Genomic DNA, 18,730 nt, shown 5'->3' with positions numbered 1-18,730 from the left:
GCCTTGCGAAAGGCGGCGATGATAGTTGCGATGCGGCGTCCGAACGTTGTACGACTGTGACGATCCCGGGCTGAAGTTCGAATGCGCTAATTGCGGTGCCAGAGGCAATAAAAAAGGTTCATCGAGGAATACCGGGGAAGGCAGCGCGGATTTTGAGGAAGAAGTACTCCTCATCGCGATAGCCGTAAGCGCGCCGCTTGATGACCTTGATGGTGTTATTGATGCCTTCGACGACGCTGGTGTTCAGCGGGTGCCGGCACCGGGCCACAATGCCGTGCCAGTAGCCGCTCAAGCGATGGGCGAACTGCTGTAACGGACCAATACCGCTTTGCTGCGCTTGCTCAAACCAGTTGTGCCATGCCCGCTGCGCCCATCCCGGGCGGCGGTAGAACCACAGCCGCTTGAGTTCGTCGCGCAGGATGTAGACCGTCATCAACGGTCGGTTCGCAGCCAACACCTCGTTCAGATGAATGGCCTGACCCTCGCTCAGATTGGCCCGATTGCGCAGCAGCAGCCAACGCGTCGACTTCAGAACGCGTCGGGCCGGCCTGTCGTGGCGTAGCCGATTGGCTTGATCGACCCGAACCCGATCAATGACCTCGCGTCCATATTTGGCCACGATATGGAACAAGTCATAGACGACTTCGGCCTGCGGGCAATGCTCGCGGATCTCGAGTTCATATGCCGTCGTCATGTCGATGGCAACCGCTTCAATCCGCTCTGCCGCGCCCGCTGGCAGTTGCTCGAAGAAGGCGCGCGCCGTCTCGCGTGAACGGCCCTTGCCAATCCACAGCACCTGCCGGCCGATCGGGTCCACGACGACCGTGGCGTAGCGGTGGCCCTTATGCAGCGCAAATTCGTCCATCGCCAGATAGCGGATGTTGGCCCAGTCCGGCTCCGTCACCGCCTCGCGCAAGCGCGCCTTGTCGATGGACTTGATCGTGTGCCACCCAAGCTCATAGAACGCGGCGACAGCGCGCACCGAGCAGTCGCGCAACAGTCGACCACAAGCCTCGGCCAGGCGCGCTGTCACGCGCTGATAGCGCCCGAGCCAATCCAGCCGCTCCAGCCGCGGGCCGCCACATTGATCACACCAGACACGCCGGCGCGGCACGTGTAGAACGACGCGATAGTCGAAAATCGGCAGGTCTCGTACCCGCCGAACGGTGGTCTCGTGTACCTGCTTGCAGCGCGCACCGCATTCCTGGCAGTGCATGACCTTGCTGGTCGGCTTCAGATAAAGCGATAGCGTCCGACTGTCGCCTTCGGGCCAGACTACCCGCTCAAGACGGTATCCGGTCCAGCAACCCAGCGCCTGCAACGTCTTCCGATCCAGCATTCCCGCTCCTGACCCCTGAAATAACAGGCATCAAGCATACGAAAAACCGGAACCCTTCACGGAATTCTGCGAAGAACCATAAAAAAGCCCGGCATCGATGCCGGGCTTCGGAGGTCAGCGTCGACCGGGTGCCCCGGGAGCGGGGCACCGTTCAGCGCGATCAGGCCGCGGTGGTCTTCTTGCCAGCGGTGCGGGCGGTGGCGCTCGCTTGCTGGGCGGCCTTGGTGGCGGCGGTGGCGGCCGCCTGGAAATTGCTTTCGGCGATTTCGACGGCTTGCTTGGTGGCCTTCTGGACCGACTCGTAGGCGTTGTTGGCGGCCGAGATGGCCGACTTCACGATGGCCACGGTCGATTCCGAACCGGCCGGGGCGTTCTTGGCGAAGTTGTCGACCAGGCTTTGCACATTGCGCGAGCTTTCGGCCAGCTGAGCCTCGGCGACGCGCGTGAATTCCGACTGGGTGTCGGCCGCGATCTCGTAGACGTGGCGGCTGTAGGCGACGGCCTTTTCGGCGACCGGCTGGATCAGCGAAACCTGCAGCGCCAGCAGTTCCTGGGCGTCGCGGGCACCCAGCGTGCGCTTGGCGTGCTCGACGTTTTCGGCCAGCGTGGTCTTGACCACTTGCATGTTCAGCTCGACCAGCTTTTCCACGCCTTCGAAGGCCTTGGTGGTCAAACCGAACAGGGTTTCCAGATTGGCTTTGTGGGCGGCGGCAACTTGTTCGGGGGTAAAGGACATGCTGGTCTCCATCAGATGAAGTCGAGTTCAAGCGAACTCAAAAAATAGGTCGCCTAGATGTCAAGGCCGTGACGTTGCGGTGGCCAGCCCAGGCGCGTGAATGGTCTTGTGCGTCCGCCCCAGCGAGCCGATCGGCCGGTCCGGAAACCGTCTTTCGAATTCATGGTGCGTCGCAACAATTCCGTATTGTATGGACCATGATTGGTGTGTCAAGCGGTTTTGGTGCATTGCACAACGAGCCCCGTGTAAACCCCCGGTCGGCTCCGTCACATTGTCGCCCCTGGATCACTTGCGTCGCCCGAAACGCGGGACCTGCGGGCCGGTGCTACCATCGCGCATTCCCTTTATCGCATGGCGGGGGAGGGGCGAAGTGCCCAGCCGCCGCGCGGCACGCCTGTTTCGACTCCTTCTGCCGATGTCCCGCCAAGTCGCCTGCTCCAGTCTGCCCTGCATCGCAAACCTGTTGCCCACCGGCCTGTCCGCCCATGTCGCCTGCTGGCGGGGGCGTGCATGAGGCCCGCGGCAGAGGCCAGCAACCCCGGCCGCGCCGCCTCCGCGGGCGCCAACGTCTGGCTGGTGTCGATGCCCTGGCTGTTCGTGTTGATCTGGAGTACCGGCTTTATCGTCGCCAAGTACGGCATGCCCCATGCCGAGCCGATGACCTTCCTGTTCCTGCGTTTTGCCGGCGTGGTGGTGCTGATGGTGCCGTTCGTCGTGCTGGCGCGCGTGCCGCTGCCCCGGCACGGCGGCCGGATCGACTGGCCCATGATCGGCCGCATTGCGCTGGCGGGGCTGTTGCTGCAGACCGGTTATCTGGGCGGCGTCTGGGCCGCGGTCAAGCTGGGCATGCCGGCCGGCATGGCGGCGCTGATCGTCGGCATGCAGCCGCTGCTGACGGCGCTGATTTCGCTGCGTCTTGGTGAACGCCTGCGCGGCTGGCAGTGGCTCGGGTTGCTGCTCGGCATCGTCGGCGTCGGCCTGGTCGTGGCCGGCAAGCTGTCGGCCGGTGCGGCGACGCCATTCAGCGTGCTGCTGGCTGTCGGCGCCTTGCTGTCGATCACGGTCGGCACGCTGTATCAGAAGCATCGCTGCCCCGTGTTCGATCTGCGTATGGGGTCGCTGATCCAGTTCACCGCGGCGGCGCTGGCCTGCTTGCCGTGGATGTTCCTGTTCGAAACGCGCGAAGTCGACTGGAACCTCGAGATGATCGGCGCACTCGCATGGTCGATCGTGGCCTTGTCGATCGGCGCGATCTCGCTGCTGTTCGTGTTGATCCGGCGCGGCGCAGCCACCAGCGTATCGAGCCTGATGTACCTGACGCCGCCGACCACCGCCGTGATGGCCTGGCTGTTGTTCGACGAGCGCTTTCCGCCGATGGCCGCAGCCGGCATGGCGCTCGCGGCGGCCGGCGTCGCGCTGGTGATGCGCGGGGCCGCGGCGCCGTCGCGGCGCGCTTGACCGGCCCGTCCGCAATCTTCCTTCCGCCCACCGTTATTGCCCTTTCCCGCCATGAAGCCGCAAGCCCAGCCCCGCGACTGCTATCGCCACTTCCTGCCGATCACGACGCGCTGGATGGATAACGATGTTTATGGCCACGTCAACAACGTTGTCTACTACAGTTATTTCGACACCGTGGTGAATCGCTACCTGATCGAGCGCGGCGTGCTCGACATCGAGGCAGGTGACACCATCGGGCTGGTGATCGAGACGCAGTGCAACTACTTCGCCTCGCTGAGCTTTCCCGAAACGGTGATCGCGGGTCTGCGCGTCGCGCGGCTCGGCAACAGCAGTGTGCGCTACGAAGTGGGGCTGTTTCGCGAGGGCGACGACAGCGCCGCCGCGCAGGGGCACTTCGTGCATGTCTATGTCGACCGCCAGACGCGCCGCCCAGTCGCCTTGCCGGAACCGTTGCGCAAGGCGCTCGAGCCGCTGCTGGTGGCGGCCGTGGATCGGTAGGGAGCGTGACCGTGAACGCGCGCAGGTGCCGTACCGGCCTGTCCCTTGCGCCCGGTATCGGGGGCAGGGCAGTAGGCGCGCCGCGCGGCGAATGTTGCGCTGCGGGTGTGAACCGGAACCCGGTTTCGCGCGTTGCTGATCCAGATGACGCGGCCGACATTGCGCCGGCCACTCAATTTCTCGCCAGAACTGACGTTAGTGAGGCATGCGCGTGCGCAGGGCGGAAGATTGCCGGGCCGGGAGGCCGCGTCATGCAGATTTCCATGTGCTGCAAGCGTCTTGTTTTTCGCATTACGGAAATGTCTGTAATCGAAGCTTTAAGTCCGCTGTGTAAGTCATTAATCTTGCTAACAAATTCTTTTTTTTCTACACTGGCGCCATTCCCGATGCGCGCCCGAGAATCATGTCCCGGTTCGACCTCCCATTCCTGAGATTTCTCGGCACCCTGCCTCTGCCTTCGGTGGCAGCGACCATGCTGGTGTCGGCGGCGCTGATTGCCGCGCCCATGGCGGAGGCGGCGAGTAAATCGTCAAAATCCGCTAAAAAGACCGAAAAGGTCGTCAAAGTCCAAAAATCCTCGGCCAAGTCGTCCAAGTCCGCCAAGGCTGGCAACGCGTCGAAGCGCTCGACGGTCGCAAAGACGAGCAGCCGCAAGGTCATCGTTTCCAAGAATGGCAAGCGCAAGGTCATTCTGGTCCAGCGTCAGGCCGCCCCCGTGCGCGCGGCCTATACGCCGCCGTCGCGCCCGTCGCTGGGCGAGGCGCTTGGACTGCGCGATACCGACGATGCGCTGTCGCTGCGCTCCAGCGTCGCGCTGGTGATGGACCAGAACACCAACGAAGTGCTGTTCCAGAAGAACGCGGCCGCGGTGCTGCCGATCGCCTCGATCACCAAGCTGATGACCGCGCTGGTGGTGATGGACGCGCGCCTGCCGATGGACGAGGTGCTGACGATTACCGAGGAAGATCGCGACACCGAGAAGCACAGCAGCTCGCGTCTGCGCTTCGGCACCCAGCTGACCCGCCAGGAGCTGCTGCTGCTGGCGCTGATGTCGTCGGAAAACCGCGCCGCCTCGGCGCTCGGCCGCCACTACCCGGGCGGCCTGCCGGCCTTCGTGCAGGCGATGAACCGCAAGGCGCGCGAACTGGGCATGAACGACTCCCACTTCGTCGATTCGAGCGGGCTGTCGAGCAGCAACGTCTCGTCGGCGATGGATCTGGCCCGGCTGGTCAAGGCGGCCTATCGCAATCCGACCATCCGCGCGTTCTCGACGCAGACCGAGCATGAGGTCAATGTGCTTGGCCGCACCCAGCACTACGTCAGCACCAATCGCCTGGTGCGCGGCGGCAACTGGGATATCGGCCTGCAGAAGACCGGTTTCATCTCGGAAGCGGGGCGCTGCCTGGTGATGCAGGCGCGTGTCGGCGGCCGCGATGTGGTGATGGTGTTCCTGGACTCGTCCGGCAACCTGACCCGCTTTGCCGATGCCAATCGCGTGCGCGACTGGCTCGAGCATTCGCCGCCATCGGCGCCGAACCGCTTCCCGAGCACGCCGAATCTGACGCAGGGGCCCGCCAACTCGCCGCATTACGTGCTGACGTCGCAGCAGGCGCGCGGCATCTGAGCCGAGCTGAACGGCGGGACGGCAAGCCGTCCCGCAACGAAAGACGCGCCCCTCGAGGGCGCGTCGTCGTTTCACGGGCCGGCCACGCCGGCCAATTGATCGGCGAGGTTCAGCCGATCACAGCAGCTTGCCCGGATTCATGATGCCCGCCGGATCGAGCAGCCGCTTGATGCCGACCATCAGCCGCAGTTCGAGCGGATCCTTGTAGCGGTGGAAATACTCGCGCTTGAGCTGGCCGATGCCATGCTCGGCGCTGATGCTGCCGCCATGGCGCATCACCTCGTCCAGTACCTCGGCCGTGACCGCCTCGCCATGCGTGGTTGCCCAGTCTTTCGGCGCGCCAGCCGGGCGGGACAGGTTGTAGTGCAGGTTGCCGTCGCCGAAGTGGCCGAACACGAAGGGGCGGATCGCGCCGTCGAGCCGCTGCAGCCGCGCCTGCATCCGCTCCATGAACACCGGGATCGATTCGATCGGCAGCGAGATGTCGTGCTTCAGGTGCGGGCCGTCGGCGCGTTGCGCTTCCGAGATTTCTTCGCGCAACTTCCACATCGCCTGCAGCTGGCTCAGCGACGAGGACACGGCCGCGTCGAGGCACAGGCCCTGTTCGAGCGCGTCGCCGATCGTCGCTTCGAGCAGCGAGTTCAGGCCGGCCTCGTCGGTGGTGTCGGCCAGTTCGACCAGCACGTAGGCCGGATGGCGGTCGGCGAAGGGCGCCTGCACGCCTTCCGCATGCGTCAGCACCAGTTCCAGGCAGGGTCCGGTAAAGAATTCAAAGGCCTGCAGCCGCGCGCCGCAGCGCGAGTACAGCAGCGAGAACAGCTGCAGCGCCTGCCGAGGCGATTCCACCGCGGCCAGCACCACGGCGCGCTGATCGGTGCGCGGCAGCAGCCGCAGCGCCACCGCGGTGATCACGCCCAGCGTGCCTTCGGAGCCGATCAGCAACTGCTTCAGGTCGTAGCCGGTGTTGTCCTTGCGCAGCGTGCGCAGCCCATGGAAGACCTCGCCGTCGGGCAGCACCGCTTCCAGTCCCAGGACCAGCTCGCGGGCCATGCCGTAGCGCACCACGTTGACGCCGCCGGCATTGGTCGCGAGATTGCCGCCGATCTGGCACGAGTCCTCGGCGGCCAGCGACAGCGGCAGCTGGCGGTCCGCGTCATGGGCGGCGCGGCGCAGATTGCCGAGGATGCAGCCGGCCTCGGCCACCATCGTGTTGGCGATGGTGTCGACCGAGCGGATCGTGTTCATCCGGTCCAGGCTCAGCACCACGTTGGCGGGGCGATCGTCGGGCGTCGCGCCCCCGCACAGCCCGGTATTGCCGCCGCGCGGCACCACCGGCACGCGCCACTGCTGGCACAGCGCTAGGCAGCGCGCGACTTCGTCGGTATTGCGCGGCCGCACCACGGCCTGGGCATCGCCCCGGTAGATCCCGCGCCAGTCGCTGAGCCATGGCGCGATCGCCTGCGCGTCGGTGGTCACCACGTCGGAGCCGAGCGTCTCGAGCAGGCGCGGCAGAAAACCGGAGTCTTGCATCTCGTCGTGTGCTGTCTGTCGAAATCGGGAAGGGCGCAGCGCGTGCAATCGCGCTGCGCGGCGTGGCGTGGCGGGATGCCGTGCACCGCCACGCGCCGCTACACGTCGCTATCGGCGGTATAGCCCATGCCGCGCGAAATCTGCAACGCCGTTTCCTTCAGATTCTGCAGCCAGCTGTCCTGCAGCCGATCGGCCGGGGCGGACAGCGACAGGCCGGCGACCAGCCGGCGCGAGTCGTCGTAGATGCCCGCCGCGATGCAGCGCACGCCGAGTTCGAGCTCCTCGTTGTCGCGCGCATAGCCGTTGGTGCGGACCCAGTTCAGCTCGCGCTCCAGTTTCGACAGGTCGGTGATCGAGGTACGGGTATGGCCGGCCAGGCCGGTGCGGGTCGCGTAGTTGCGCACCCGTGCGACCTCGTCCGCGGCCAGGAACAGCTTGCCGACCGAGGTCAGATGCAGCGGGGCGCGGCCGCCGATGGCGCGCACCACCTGCATGCCGGAGCGCTCGCTGTAGGCGCGTTCGATATAGACAATCTCGTCGCCCTGGCGCACCGACAGGTTGACGGTCTGGCCGGTGACGCGGTGCAACGCGCGCATCGGCGCCAGCGCCGCCTCGCGCACCGAGAGCCGGGCCTTGACCAGATTGCCCAGTTCCAGCAGGCGCATGCCGAGCCGGTAGCTGCCTGGATCGGAGCGGTCGACGAAGCGGCACGCGACCATATCGTTGAGGATGCGGTGCGCCGTCGAGGGATGCAGCCCGGTAGCCTGGGAGAGTTCCTTCAGACTGACCGGATCGGCATGCCGCGCGAGCGCATCGAGCAGCGTCATCATCCGTTCGATCACCTGGATCGACGTCTTGCCGGGTTCCTTCTCTGCTTCAGCCATGGGGAAATTGTTGCCGTGCGGCAAATTAAGCGACTGCCTGATTCTATCTCACATCGTGAAAATTTCAATACGTGAAATGTCATAGTCGGGCATTCCGCACATTGATGAGCCCCAAAATGGGGCGGAAAATGGCCCCGGTGCGATGGCAGGGGCCAACAAAAGCGCCGGTGGCGGCGCGCCGCAGTGGCGGAACTGCGACGCAAAAGCGCATAATTGCGAGGTTTTGGGTCTGGAAAAAGGTAGGAATCCCCATGCGAGTCGGTCTGTTCGTCACCTGTCTGGTGGACCTGATGCGGCCGGAGATCGGCTTTTCGGTGCTCAAGCTGCTGGAGAAGGCCGGCTACGAGGTCATGGTCCCCGAGGCCCAGACCTGCTGCGGCCAGCCGGCCTACAACTCCGGCGAGCGCGCCGCCTCGCGCGACCTGGCGGAGAAATTCCTGCGCGAGTTCGAGATGTTCGACTACGTGGTGGTGCCGTCGGGCTCCTGCGGCGGCATGATCCTGCACCACTACGGCGACCTGCTGCGCAACGATCCCGAACTGAATGGCCGCTACGAGCGCCTGCGCACGCGGGTCTACGAGCTGACCGATTTCCTGGTCAACGTCGCGCGCATCGACACGCTCGACAGCAATTTCGCCGGCCACGTGACCTACCACGACTCGTGCTCCGGGCTGCGCGAACTCGGCGTCAAGCAGCAGCCGCGCGCCTTGCTGGGCAAGCTGCCCGGCGTGCAGCTGACCGAGATGAAGGATTGCGAGGCCTGCTGCGGTTTCGGCGGGACGTTCGCGCTCAAGTACGGCAATATCTCGACCGCCATCGTCGACGAGAAGTGCGCCAATATCGCGGCCAGCGGCGCCGACGCGGTGGTGCTCGGCGACCTCGGCTGCATCCTGAATATCGAAGGCCGCCTGCGCCGGACCGGCGATACGCGCACCCGCGTGCTGCATATCGCGCAGGTCCTGGCCGGCGACGCCTGACCGCCGCATCCCCGAATCCCGGCATTCCCGCATCGATCGCGCACCACGCAAGAGGCCACCACGCATGCAAGTGCACAGCATGGAATTCAAGGCGCGCGCCGGCCAGAAGCTGGCCGACCAGCGCCTGCAGCAGAACCTGAAGAAGCTGTCGACCAAGTTCGTCACCGCGCGCGCGGCCGCGATCGAGGACATCGACTTCGCCGCCACGCGCGAGGCGCTGAAGGAGCGCCGCGACCGTGCGCTGGCCAATCTGGACGTCTGGCTGGCGACCTTCGAGGAGAACGCCACGCGCCGCGGCGCCACGGTGCTGTTCGCCGAGACGACCGCCGATGCCGCACGCCTGGTCGGCGAGATCGCGCAGCGTCACGGCGTGCGCAAGGTCATCAAGAGCAAATCGATGGTGACCGAGGAGATGCGGCTGAACGAGGTGCTCGGCGAGCTCGGCGTGCAGAGCATCGAGACCGATCTCGGCGAATACATCCTGCAGATCAACGACGCGGAGCCGCCGTCGCACATCATTGCGCCGGTGGTGCACAAGGACAAGGACGAGATCGCCGACCTGTTCGCCAAGGTCCACCAGAAGCCGCGGCTGACCGAGATTCCCGACATGACGCGGGAAGCGCGCGAGGTGCTGCGTCCCGAATTCCTGTCGGCCGATATGGGCGTGACCGGCGGCAACTTCCTGATCGCGGAAACGGGCTCGGTCGCGGTGGTGACCAACGAGGGCAACGAGGGCATGTGTACGGTGATGCCGCGCGTGCATGTCGCCGTCACCGGCATCGAGAAGGTCCTGCCGACGCTGGAGGACCTGGCCACCGTGATGCGGCTGCTGCCGCGCTCGGCCACGGGCCAGGCGATCTCGAACTATTTCTCGCTGCTGACCGGCCCGCGCGCCCCGGGCGAGCAGGACGGTCCGGAGCATATGTACTTCGTGCTGGTCGATGGCGGCCGTACCGGCCTGATCGGCGGCGATTTTCAGGAGATGCTGCGCTGCATCCGCTGCGGCGCCTGCATGAACCACTGCCCGGTCTATCAGAAGATCGGCGGTCACGCCTATGGCTGGGTCTATCCCGGGCCGATGGGCAGCGTGCTGACGCCCAGCTATGTCGGCCTGGGCAACGCGATCGACCTGCCGCAGGCGGCCACGCTGTGCGGCGAGTGCAACCGCGTCTGCCCCGCCTCGATTCCGCTGTCGGACCTGCTGCGCAAGCTGCGCGAGAAACAGATGGAGCGCGGCATGCGGCCGTGGCAGGAGCGCTGGGCGCTGCGCGCCTGGGGCTATGTCGCCAGGCGGCCGGGCCTGTACGCGCTGGCCACGCGCCTGGGCGCCAGCGTGCTGGCCCGCATGGGCCGCCACGACGGCCGCATCGGCAAGCTGCCGCTGGGCGGCCGCGGCTGGACCGATACGCGCGACATGCCGGCACCCAGCGGCCGCACCTTCCGCGATCTCTACAAGGAAAGGAGGGCGAAGGCATGAGCGAACCCGCAAACCAGGCGCCCTTGAACACGATGCGCGACGCGCTGGACCGCCATCGTGCCGGTGCGTTGCCGGCCGACGCGCTGGTGCGCGCCTGGCGCGAGCAGGCGCCGGCATTGACGCTGCCGCCGGTGTTCGGCCAGGCGATGGAGGAGCTGCTGCGCCGGCTCGAAATGTCGTCCGTGTTCGCGCAGGACAGCTGCTCGTTTTCCAGCACCGCGGTGACGGAGCAGCTGGAGCGCTGGCTGGCGAAGGCGGCGACGGCCTGAGCTGCCGAGCCCCTGAGCCCCTGAGCCCCTGAGCCCCTGGGCACCACGCAGGCGGCAACAAAAAACCCCGGCCAGGGCCGGGGTTTCGTTTTTCCGATCCACATCGTCGCCGCCGCGCTGGCGCAGACCCGGTGACTCCGAAAGCCGCCGGATTCCCGCATGCGCGGGAATGACAGGATCGCACCGGAAGGGCGCAATCAGCCCAGCAGCAGCGCGTCGTCGTCCAGCTGCTCGTGCCGGCTGCGCTCGAACATGCGCAGCAGATCGGGCACGTCCAGGCCCTTGCGTTCGTCGCCCGAGACGTCGAGCACCACCTGGCCCTGGTGCAGCATCACCGTGCGCTGGCCGTAGTCCAGCGCCTGCCGCATGCTGTGGGTCACCATCATCGTCGTCAGCTTGTTTTCCTCGACGATGCGGGCGGTCAGCTCGAGCACGAAGGCCGCGGTCTTCGGGTCCAGCGCGGCGGTGTGCTCGTCCAGCAGCAGGATGCGCGAGGGCTGCAGCGACGCCATCAGCAGGCTGACCGCCTGGCGCTGGCCGCCGGACAGCAGGCCGATGCGGTCGGTCAGCCGGTTTTCCAGCCCGAGATTCAGCAGCCGCAGCTTGTCGCGGAACAGTTCGCGCGACGAGCGGTTCAGCGCCGGGCGGAAGCCCCGGCGCGAACCGCGCGCCATCGCCAGCGCCATGTTCTCCTCGATCGTCAGCGCCTCGCAGGTGCCCGCCATCGGGTCCTGGAACACGCGGGCGACCAGCGGCGCGCGGTCCCAGGCGGGCTTGCGCGTGACATCGTTGCCGTCGATCGTGATGGTGCCGGCGTCGACCATCTGGTCGCCGCTGATCGCGTTCAGGAAGGTCGACTTGCCGGCGCCGTTCGAGCCGATCACCGCGACGAACTGGCCCGACGGAATCTCCAGGCTCAGCCCGCGCAGCGCGCGCGTCTCGATCGGCGTGCCGGGGTTGAAGGTCAGCTTCAGGTCTTGTGCGCGCAGCATGTCAGCCTCCATTCGCCTTGCGGCCGAACAGCTTCTTGCGCGTGGCCGGCAGCACCAGCGCGACCGTCACCAGCAGCGCGGTGACCAGGTTCAGGTCCTGTGCCTTCAGGCCGATGAAATCGCTGTTCAGTGCCAGCGCGATGAAGAAGCGGTACAGGATCGCGCCAAGCACCACGGCCAGCGTGGTCAGCACCAGCCGGCGGGCCGGCAGGATCGTCTCGCCGATGATCACCGCGGCCAGGCCGATCACGATGGTGCCGATGCCCATCGAGATGTCCGAGCCGCCCTGCGTCTGCGCAAACAGCGCGCCGGCCAGCGCGACCAGCGCGTTCGACAGCGCCATGCCGGCCAGCGTGGCGCGGCCGGTGGCGATGCCCTGGGCGCGTGCCATGCGCGGATTGGCGCCGGTGGCCCGCATCGCCAGCCCGAGCTGCGACGAGAAGAACCAGTCCAGGCCGAGCTTGGCGACGATCACGATGACGACCAGCACCAGCGGGCGCAGCATGAAATCGGGCAGCCATTCCGGCTGCAGTACCGTGAACATCGTCGGCTCTGTGATCAGCGGCACGTTGGGCCGGCCCATGATCCGCAGATTGATCGAGTACAGCGCGATCATCATCAGGATCGACGCCAGCAGGTCCATGATCTTGAGCCGGACATTGAGCCAGCCGGTGATCAGGCCCGCGATCGCGCCGGCGACGATGGCCAGCGCCGTGGCGAGGAACGGGTCCTGGCCCATCGCGATCAGCGTGGCCGCGACGGCGCCGCCCAGCGGAAAGCTGCCATCGACGGTCAGATCGGGGAAATTGAGGATGCGGAAGGAGATCAGCACCCCGAGGGCGACGAGGCTGAAGATCAGGCCGATCTCCAGCGCGCCCAGAAGGGAGAAGAGAGACATGGTGAATCCTGTTGCGGTATGCGCGCCCGCCGGTGGCCGGGCGTGCTGACTGGCGCGGCTGCCGCCGGCGGATCAAGCGCCTGGGCGGGCCGCGGGCTGCAACCAGCGGCGTCGGCGCGTGGCCGGGTAGGGCGCGGCGCCGGCCAGCCGCCCGCTGCGCGGCGTGCCGGCAGCCGGGCGGCGGGTCGTCATGGCGTCATTACTTGATGACCTGCTTGGCTTCCTTGATCAGGTCCTGCGACAGCGTCACGCCCTGCTTCTCGGCGGCCGTCGTGTTGACGAACAGCTCCAGCTTGTCGCTGGTCTCGGACGGGATCGCGCCCGGCTTCTCGCCCTTCAGGATGCGCACGACGATCTTGCCGGTCTGCACGCCCAGGTCGCCGTAGTTGATGCCCAGCGCCGCGATCGCACCGCGCTTGACGCTGTCGGTATCGGCGGCCACCAGCGGCACCTTCGATTCGTTGGCAACCTTGACCAGTGCCTCGTAGGCCGACACCACGTTGTTGTCGGTATTCGTGTAGATCACGTCGACCTTGCCGACCAGGCTCTTGGCGGCCGGGCCGATATCGACGGTACGCGGCGCGGCCGCTTCCTTCAGCGTCAGGCCTTCCTTGGCCAGCAGCGTCTTCAGTTCCTTGACCACCACGACCGAGTTGGCCTCGCCCGGGTTGTAGACCATGCCGACGGTCTTCGCCTTGGGCACCACGCGCTTGATCAGCGCAACCTGCTTGTCCAGCGGCAGCTTGTCGGACACGCCGGTCACGTTGGTGCCGCTGGCCTGCCAGCCCTTGACCAGTTGCGCCGCGACGGGGTCGGTGACGCCCGAGTAGACGACCGGCACGGTCTTGGTCGAGGCGACCACGGCCTGCGCGGCCGGCGTCGCGATCGCGACGATCGCATTGGGCTGGTCGCCGACGAACTTGCGGGCGATCTGCGCGGCGGTGCCGGTATTGCCCTGCGCGCTCTGGTATTCCCACTTCAGGTTCTTGTCGGCGTCGTAGCCGGCCGACTTCAGTTCGGCGCGCACGCCGTCGCGGATCGCGTCCAGCGCGGGGTGATCGACGATCGAGAGCACCTTGACGGTCTGCGCGTTCACCGCGCCGCCGTGCAGCAGGGCCAGCGCGACGGCGCCGGTGAGCAGGGTCCTGGTCGAAGTTTTCAGCATGGTCATGGTCGAATCTCCCCTCGAATATTTGGTTGTGGGTTTCGTTCGGGTCGGCCGCCCTGTGCCTCGGTGGTTCCAGTGGATCGCCGGCCGGTGCGCGGGGTTCGCGCACCGCGCGGCGGGCGGCGTCAAGCCCGCGAGGATACCACTTCCCCGGCCCGCGGTGCCCTGTTGCGGCGCAGTGCGGAACCCCCACCGAGGTCGGGTTTCCGCGCTGTTTTTCCGGATGGCACTGGACGGCCCGTGGCCCGCCTTATTGCGCCGGATTATGGATTTCGGCGTGGATCCGTTCGATGCCGGCCAGCACGTCTGCCGGCAGCGGCACGCCCCAGGCGTCGATGTTCTCCTGCAACTGCGCCAGCGTGGTCGCGCCGATGATCGTGCTGTGCGCGAACCAGCGCGAGTAGCACCAGGCCAGCGCCAGCGTGGCCGGCGACAGGCCGTGCGCGCGCGCCAGCTCGACGTAGCGCGCGCTGGCCGCCAGCGTCTCGGGGCGCAGATAGCGCGGGCTCCAGTCGGCCGGGAAGCGCGTCAGCCGGCCCTGCGCCGAGGCGTCGAAGGTCGGCTGGGCGGTGTTGGCCTTCAGGTATTTGCCGGTCAGCTGGCCGAAGGCGAGCGGGCTGTAGATCAGCAGGCTGACACCGGTGCGGTAGCAGGCCTCGTCCAGGCCCTGCTCGAAGCTGCGATTGACCAGGTTGTAGGGGTTCTGCACGGTGGCGATGCGCGGCAGCCCATGCAGCTCCGCCTGCTTGACGAATTCGGCGATGCCCCACGGCGTTTCGTTGGACACACCGACGTAGCGGATCTTGCCGGCGCGCACCAGCTGCGCCATCGCGTCGAGTTGCGCGGCGATGCTGGTGCACGCGCGTTCGCGCGACGGGTCGAACTGCTTCTGGCCGAAGATCGGCGCGTTGCGGGCCGGCCAGTGGATCTGGTACAGGTCGATGTAGTCGGTCTGCAGGCGCTCGAGCGAGGCGTCGACCGCGGCGCGGATGCTCTGCGGCGTCAGGTCGCCGCCGTCGCGGATCCATGGCATGCGCGCCGGGCCGGCGACCTTGGTGGCGAGCACGATGCGGTCGCGCGGCTGGCGCTTGAGCCAGCTGCCGACGATCTGCTCGGTGCGGCCATAGGTCTCGGCGCGCGGCTTGACCGGATACATCTCGGCGGTATCGATGAAGTTGATGCCGCGCGAGAACGCATAGTCGAGCTGCTGGTGGCCTTCGGCCTCGGTGTTCTGTTCGCCGAAGGTCATCGTGCCGAGGCAGATGCGCGAGACCTGCAAATCGCTCTGGCCGAGTCGGATCGTTTCCATGCGGTGTTCCTCTGAATGGGGCGGGACGAAAAGGGAGGGCGCGGCGTATCCGGCCTGCATCAAGCGCGCAGCGCGGCGGCGCATTCCTTGACCAGCGCCGGGCCGCGGTAGATCAGCCCGGTGTAGAGCTGCACCAGCTGCGCGCCCGCGTCGATCTTGGCGCGCGCCTGCGCGCCGTCGAAGATGCCGCCGACGCCGACGATCGGCAGCGCGTCGCCGACCACCGCGCGCAGCGCGCGCACCACCGCGGTCGACGCATCGAACACAGGGCGGCCCGACAGGCCGCCGGCTTCGTCGGCGTGCGGCAGGCCCTTGACGGCCTCGCGCGAGATCGTCGTGTTGGTGGCGATCACGCCGTCGATGCGATGGCGCACCAGCGCGTCGCCGATATTGCCGATCTGGTCGGCGTCCAGATCCGGCGCGATCTTCAGCGCCAGCGGCACGTAGCGCCGGTGCCGGTCGGCCAGCCGCTGCTGCGCGGTCTTCAGCGCGGACAGCAGGCCGTCGAGTTCGCTGGCGCCCTGCAGCTGGCGCAGGTTCTTGGTATTCGGCGACGAGATGTTGACCGTGACGTAGCTCGCGTGCGGATAGACGCGTTCCAGGCAGTACAGGTAGTCGTCGACCGCGCGCTCGATCGGCGTGTCGGCGTTCTTGCCGATGTTCAGTCCGAGCACGCCGCCTTCGGCCTTCCAGCGCGACGCGTTGACGTTCGCGACGAAGGCGTCGACGCCGCCGTTGTTGAAGCCCATCCGGTTGATCAGCGCCTCGGCCTTCGGCAGCCGGAACATGCGCGGGCGCGGATTGCCGGGCTGCGGGCGTGGCGTCACCGTGCCGACCTCGATGAAGCCGAAGCCGAACGCGGCCAGGCCGTCGATATAGGCGCCGTCCTTGTCGAGGCCTGCCGCGAGTCCCACCGGATTCGGAAAGCGCACGCCCATCACGGTGCGCGGATCGTCGTCGATGCGGTTGCCGAGGCAGCCGGCCAGTCCGAGGCGCTGCGCGCGGCGCAGGTTGTCGAGGGTCAGATGGTGAGCGTCCTCGGCGTCCATCGAGAACAGGGCGGGACGAAACAGGGGATAGAGCGCGTTGAGCACGGCGGAAATCGGGGCAGGGAATCGAGGCAGAGAATCGGTACCGGGCGACCTGTCGGCGAGCGGCGGGCGGTACCGGAATGCGCCGCGGGCGGATCGCGGCGCGGTCAGGGCGATATTGTAACGGCAGCGGCGCTTGAGAGTCCGGGGACAGCCCGGCGCGCCGTCAGGCGGCGTCGGACTCGAATGGCCGCCACTGGTTGCCGACCAGCACCTGCAGCGGCTGGAAGCGCGCCTTGTAGGCCATCTTGCGGCTGTTGGCGATCCAGTAGCCGAGATACAGGTGCGGCAGGCCCAGTTCGCGGGTCTGCTCGATCTGCCACAGGATGTTGTAGGTGCCGTAGCTGGTCTTGGGCTGCAGCGGATCGTAGAACGTGTAGACCGACGACAGGCCGTCGTCGAGCACGTCGATCATGCTGACCATGCGCAGCTTGCCGGGCTCGGCCGCGTCGGGCGGATCGCGGAATTCGACCAGCCGCGAATTGACGCGGCTCTGCAGCAGGAACTGCTCGTATTGGTCGCGGCTGTCCTGGTCCATGCCACCGCCGGCATGCCGCATCGACTGGTAGCGCAGATACAGCGCGTAGTGTTCCTCGACGTAGGTCAGCGGCGCCACCAGCGCCTGCAGATGACGGTGGCGCTGCCACGCGCGGCGCTGGCTGCGGTCCGGCTCGAACTGGTCGACCGCCAGCCGGCATGGCGTGCAGGCATGGCAATCGTCGCAATAGGGGCGGTAGGTAAAGACGCCGCTGCGCCGGAAGCCCGCGCGTACCAGGCGGGAATAGACGTCGGCATTGATCAGGTGCGCGGGGGTGGCCACCTGCGAGCGGGCCATGCGGCCTTCGAGATAGCTGCAAGCGTAGGGCGCCGTTGCATAGAACTGCAGCGCGGAAAGGGGCAATTCCTTGAGCTTGCTCATGATCGGATGCTGCCGTCGGGTGCTGCCGCGGTCGGAGCGGGGGGCGCTAGCGTTCTGCGTCGCGCGCCCGCGTCCACCATTCGAGCACCGTCTTGTCGAACCGCCACGGCACGATCGGCGGCTGCGCGGTCGCCGTGCGCAGATGCGCGACGAACTCGCTGCGCGGGATCGGCCGCGCGCCCAGCGAGGCGAGGTGCTCGGTTTCCTGCTGGCAGTCTATCATCGTCACCCCATGGCCGGCGAGGAAGCCGCACAGCGCCGCCAGCGCGATCTTCGAGGCGTCGGTGCGGCGCGCGAACATCGACTCGCCATAAAACATGCGGCCAAGCGCCACGCCGTACAGGCCGCCGACGCGCTCGCCGCGATACCAGGTCTCGACCGAATGGGCCATGCCGCGCGCATGCAGCGCGCCGTAGGCCTCGACGATTTCCGGCGTGATCCAGGTGCCGTGCTGGCCCGCGCGCGGGGTCTCGGCGCAGGCGCGCATCACCGCTTCGAAGTCGTCGTCGACGCGGATCTGCCAGTCGTCCTCGCGCAGCACGCGCTTGAGCGTCTTGCGCAGGCTCAGCGAAACGCGCAACGCGGCGGGGTCGAGCACCATGCGCGGATCGGTGCTCCACCACAGCACCGGCTGGCCCTGCGCATACCAGGGAAAGATGCCGTGGCGGTAGGCCAGCAGCAGGCGCTGCGGAGTCAGGTCGCGGCTGGCCGCCAGCAGGCCCGGGGCTTCGGAGTCGGGGCCCAGCGCGGCATCGACCGGGGGAAACGGATCGTGCGGGTCGAGCCAGGCGATCATGCGCGGGCGGAGGCGGGGGCGAACGAGCGGTTGAACGGGGAAGGGGCGGCCTTGGCGGGCATGGCGGGCCGTGGCGGCGTACCCTGCGTTCAGGGCTCCACCGTTGCGCGCGCCGCCAGCGGGCGCATCGGCTTGTCGATATCGAGCGTATGCAGCCGGAAGCTGCCGTCGGCGATGCGGCCGGCGGCGCGGTCGGCAAAAAAGCAGCGCAGCGTGTGGATCACCGTGGGGAAGGCCAGCTCGTCCCAGGGCACGTCGGCCTCGTCGACCAGCTTGACCTCGAGGCTTTCCTCGCCGGGCGCGATATCGAGATCCTCAAGCCGGGCAAGATAGAACAGATGGACCTGATGCACGTGCGGCACGTTCAGCATCGAGAACAGCTCGCCGATCTGCACGCGGGCGCCGGCTTCCTCCAGCGTCTCCCGTGCGGCGGCCTGCGCGGTGGTCTCGCCGATCTCCATGAAGCCGGCCGGCAGCGTCCAGAAGCCGTAGCGCGGCTCGATCGCGCGCTTGCACAGCAGGATCTTGTCTTCCCAGACCGGAACCGTGCCGACCACATTGCGCGGATTGACGTAATGGATGGTGCCGCATTGATCGCAGAGATGGCGCGGCCGGTTGTCGCCATCGGGAATGCGCAGCACGACCGCATGGCCGCAGTTCGAGCAGAATTTCATGGATTCGGTCCGGGAGGAATGGGCGCAGTTTATCACCGGGCCCGTGGGCGGCACGACCGTGGCGCCGTGACGTCGGTGCGCGCTCGAACGA

Annotated in this window: 18 protein-coding genes; 6 read left to right on the top strand and 12 right to left on the bottom strand. The window is 67.1% G+C overall.

The features are described from left to right. Window positions 1-118 precede the first annotated feature (118 nt). Complete coding sequence (locus FOB47_RS18435; protein ID WP_174781215.1) at window positions 119-1,339, bottom strand: ISL3 family transposase; 1,221 nt, start codon at window positions 1,337-1,339, stop codon at window positions 119-121. 160 nt (window positions 1,340-1,499) lie between these two features. After that, window positions 1,500-2,075, bottom strand: a complete 576-nt coding sequence (locus FOB47_RS18430; RefSeq protein ID WP_053823119.1) for a phasin family protein — start codon at window positions 2,073-2,075, stop codon at window positions 1,500-1,502. A gap of 510 nt (window positions 2,076-2,585) precedes the next feature. Between FOB47_RS18430 and FOB47_RS18425 the strand changes: the two genes are divergently transcribed. From FOB47_RS18425 to pbpG, 3 genes are all read left to right on the top strand, one after another. Next, entirely contained in the window at window positions 2,586-3,533 is a 948-nt protein-coding gene (locus tag FOB47_RS18425) for a DMT family transporter (protein WP_151022313.1), read from the top strand. Between the two features lie 51 nt (window positions 3,534-3,584). Further along, the gene (locus tag FOB47_RS18420; RefSeq protein WP_053821991.1) at window positions 3,585-4,031 is read left to right on the top strand and encodes an acyl-CoA thioesterase; all 447 of its coding nucleotides are present in this window, start codon (window positions 3,585-3,587) and stop codon (window positions 4,029-4,031) included. Window positions 4,032-4,434: 403 nt separating this feature from the next. Further along, on the top strand, window positions 4,435-5,655 hold the full coding sequence (gene pbpG / locus FOB47_RS18415) for a D-alanyl-D-alanine endopeptidase (RefSeq protein ID WP_174781773.1): 1,221 nt from the start codon (window positions 4,435-4,437) through the stop codon (window positions 5,653-5,655). A 117-nt stretch (window positions 5,656-5,772) separates the two neighbouring features. Here the strand turns inward: pbpG and FOB47_RS18410 are convergent, their stop codons facing one another. Continuing rightward, complete coding sequence (locus FOB47_RS18410; protein WP_174781772.1) at window positions 5,773-7,185, bottom strand: FAD-binding oxidoreductase; 1,413 nt, start codon at window positions 7,183-7,185, stop codon at window positions 5,773-5,775. Between the two features lie 98 nt (window positions 7,186-7,283). After that, entirely contained in the window at window positions 7,284-8,069 is a 786-nt protein-coding gene (locus tag FOB47_RS18405) for an IclR family transcriptional regulator (protein WP_006578410.1), read from the bottom strand. A gap of 251 nt (window positions 8,070-8,320) precedes the next feature. Here FOB47_RS18405 and FOB47_RS18400 point away from each other — a divergent pair, with 251 nt between their 5' ends. The 3 genes from FOB47_RS18400 to FOB47_RS18390 all read left to right on the top strand — a co-directional run bounded on the left by FOB47_RS18400 (window position 8,321) and on the right by FOB47_RS18390 (window position 10,792). After that, window positions 8,321-9,046 (top strand): (Fe-S)-binding protein, encoded by a 726-nt coding sequence (locus tag FOB47_RS18400; RefSeq protein ID WP_053821989.1) that lies wholly within the window; start codon window positions 8,321-8,323, stop codon window positions 9,044-9,046. 64 nt (window positions 9,047-9,110) lie between these two features. Next, window positions 9,111-10,523 carry a LutB/LldF family L-lactate oxidation iron-sulfur protein gene (locus FOB47_RS18395; protein ID WP_053821988.1) on the top strand — a complete coding sequence of 471 codons (1,413 nt, stop codon included), beginning with the start codon at window positions 9,111-9,113 and terminating at the stop codon, window positions 10,521-10,523. Beyond that, window positions 10,520-10,792, top strand: coding sequence for a hypothetical protein (locus FOB47_RS18390; RefSeq protein ID WP_174781771.1), 273 nt, complete (start codon window positions 10,520-10,522; stop codon window positions 10,790-10,792). Before FOB47_RS18395 ends, FOB47_RS18390 begins: the two co-directional genes overlap by 4 nt. 197 nt (window positions 10,793-10,989) lie before the next feature. On the opposite strand, the gene FOB47_RS18385 is transcribed toward FOB47_RS18390, so the two are convergent. From FOB47_RS18385 to FOB47_RS18350, 8 genes are all read right to left on the bottom strand, one after another. Continuing rightward, the gene (locus tag FOB47_RS18385) at window positions 10,990-11,784 is read right to left on the bottom strand and encodes an ABC transporter ATP-binding protein (RefSeq protein ID WP_006578408.1); all 795 of its coding nucleotides are present in this window, start codon (window positions 11,782-11,784) and stop codon (window positions 10,990-10,992) included. Between the two features lies 1 nt (window position 11,785). After that, entirely contained in the window at window positions 11,786-12,682 is an 897-nt protein-coding gene (locus tag FOB47_RS18380) for an ABC transporter permease (RefSeq protein WP_053821985.1), read from the bottom strand. A 199-nt stretch (window positions 12,683-12,881) separates the two neighbouring features. Beyond that, window positions 12,882-13,853, bottom strand: coding sequence for an ABC transporter substrate-binding protein (locus FOB47_RS18375; protein ID WP_174781770.1), 972 nt, complete (start codon window positions 13,851-13,853; stop codon window positions 12,882-12,884). A gap of 247 nt (window positions 13,854-14,100) precedes the next feature. Further along, a complete protein-coding gene (locus FOB47_RS18370; RefSeq protein ID WP_053821983.1) occupies window positions 14,101-15,159 on the bottom strand; it encodes an aldo/keto reductase in 1,059 nt (352 codons plus the stop codon). A gap of 59 nt (window positions 15,160-15,218) precedes the next feature. After that, a complete protein-coding gene (locus tag FOB47_RS18365) occupies window positions 15,219-16,253 on the bottom strand; it encodes a quinone-dependent dihydroorotate dehydrogenase (RefSeq protein WP_151022315.1) in 1,035 nt (344 codons plus the stop codon). Window positions 16,254-16,416: 163 nt separating this feature from the next. Continuing rightward, the gene (locus tag FOB47_RS18360) at window positions 16,417-17,169 is read right to left on the bottom strand and encodes an arginyltransferase (RefSeq protein ID WP_174781769.1); all 753 of its coding nucleotides are present in this window, start codon (window positions 17,167-17,169) and stop codon (window positions 16,417-16,419) included. A 46-nt stretch (window positions 17,170-17,215) separates the two neighbouring features. Beyond that, entirely contained in the window at window positions 17,216-17,965 is a 750-nt protein-coding gene (aat, locus tag FOB47_RS18355; RefSeq protein WP_174781768.1) for a leucyl/phenylalanyl-tRNA--protein transferase, read from the bottom strand. 89 nt (window positions 17,966-18,054) lie between these two features. Next, the gene (locus tag FOB47_RS18350) at window positions 18,055-18,639 is read right to left on the bottom strand and encodes an NUDIX hydrolase (RefSeq protein WP_053821981.1); all 585 of its coding nucleotides are present in this window, start codon (window positions 18,637-18,639) and stop codon (window positions 18,055-18,057) included. Window positions 18,640-18,730: the final 91 nt, after the last annotated feature.

Source organism: Cupriavidus gilardii (genome assembly GCF_013347325.1).
Taxonomy (GTDB): domain Bacteria; phylum Pseudomonadota; class Gammaproteobacteria; order Burkholderiales; family Burkholderiaceae; genus Cupriavidus; species Cupriavidus gilardii.
Note: the sequence above shows the minus strand (reverse complement) of the source record. Positions and strands in the feature narration are given on the sequence as shown.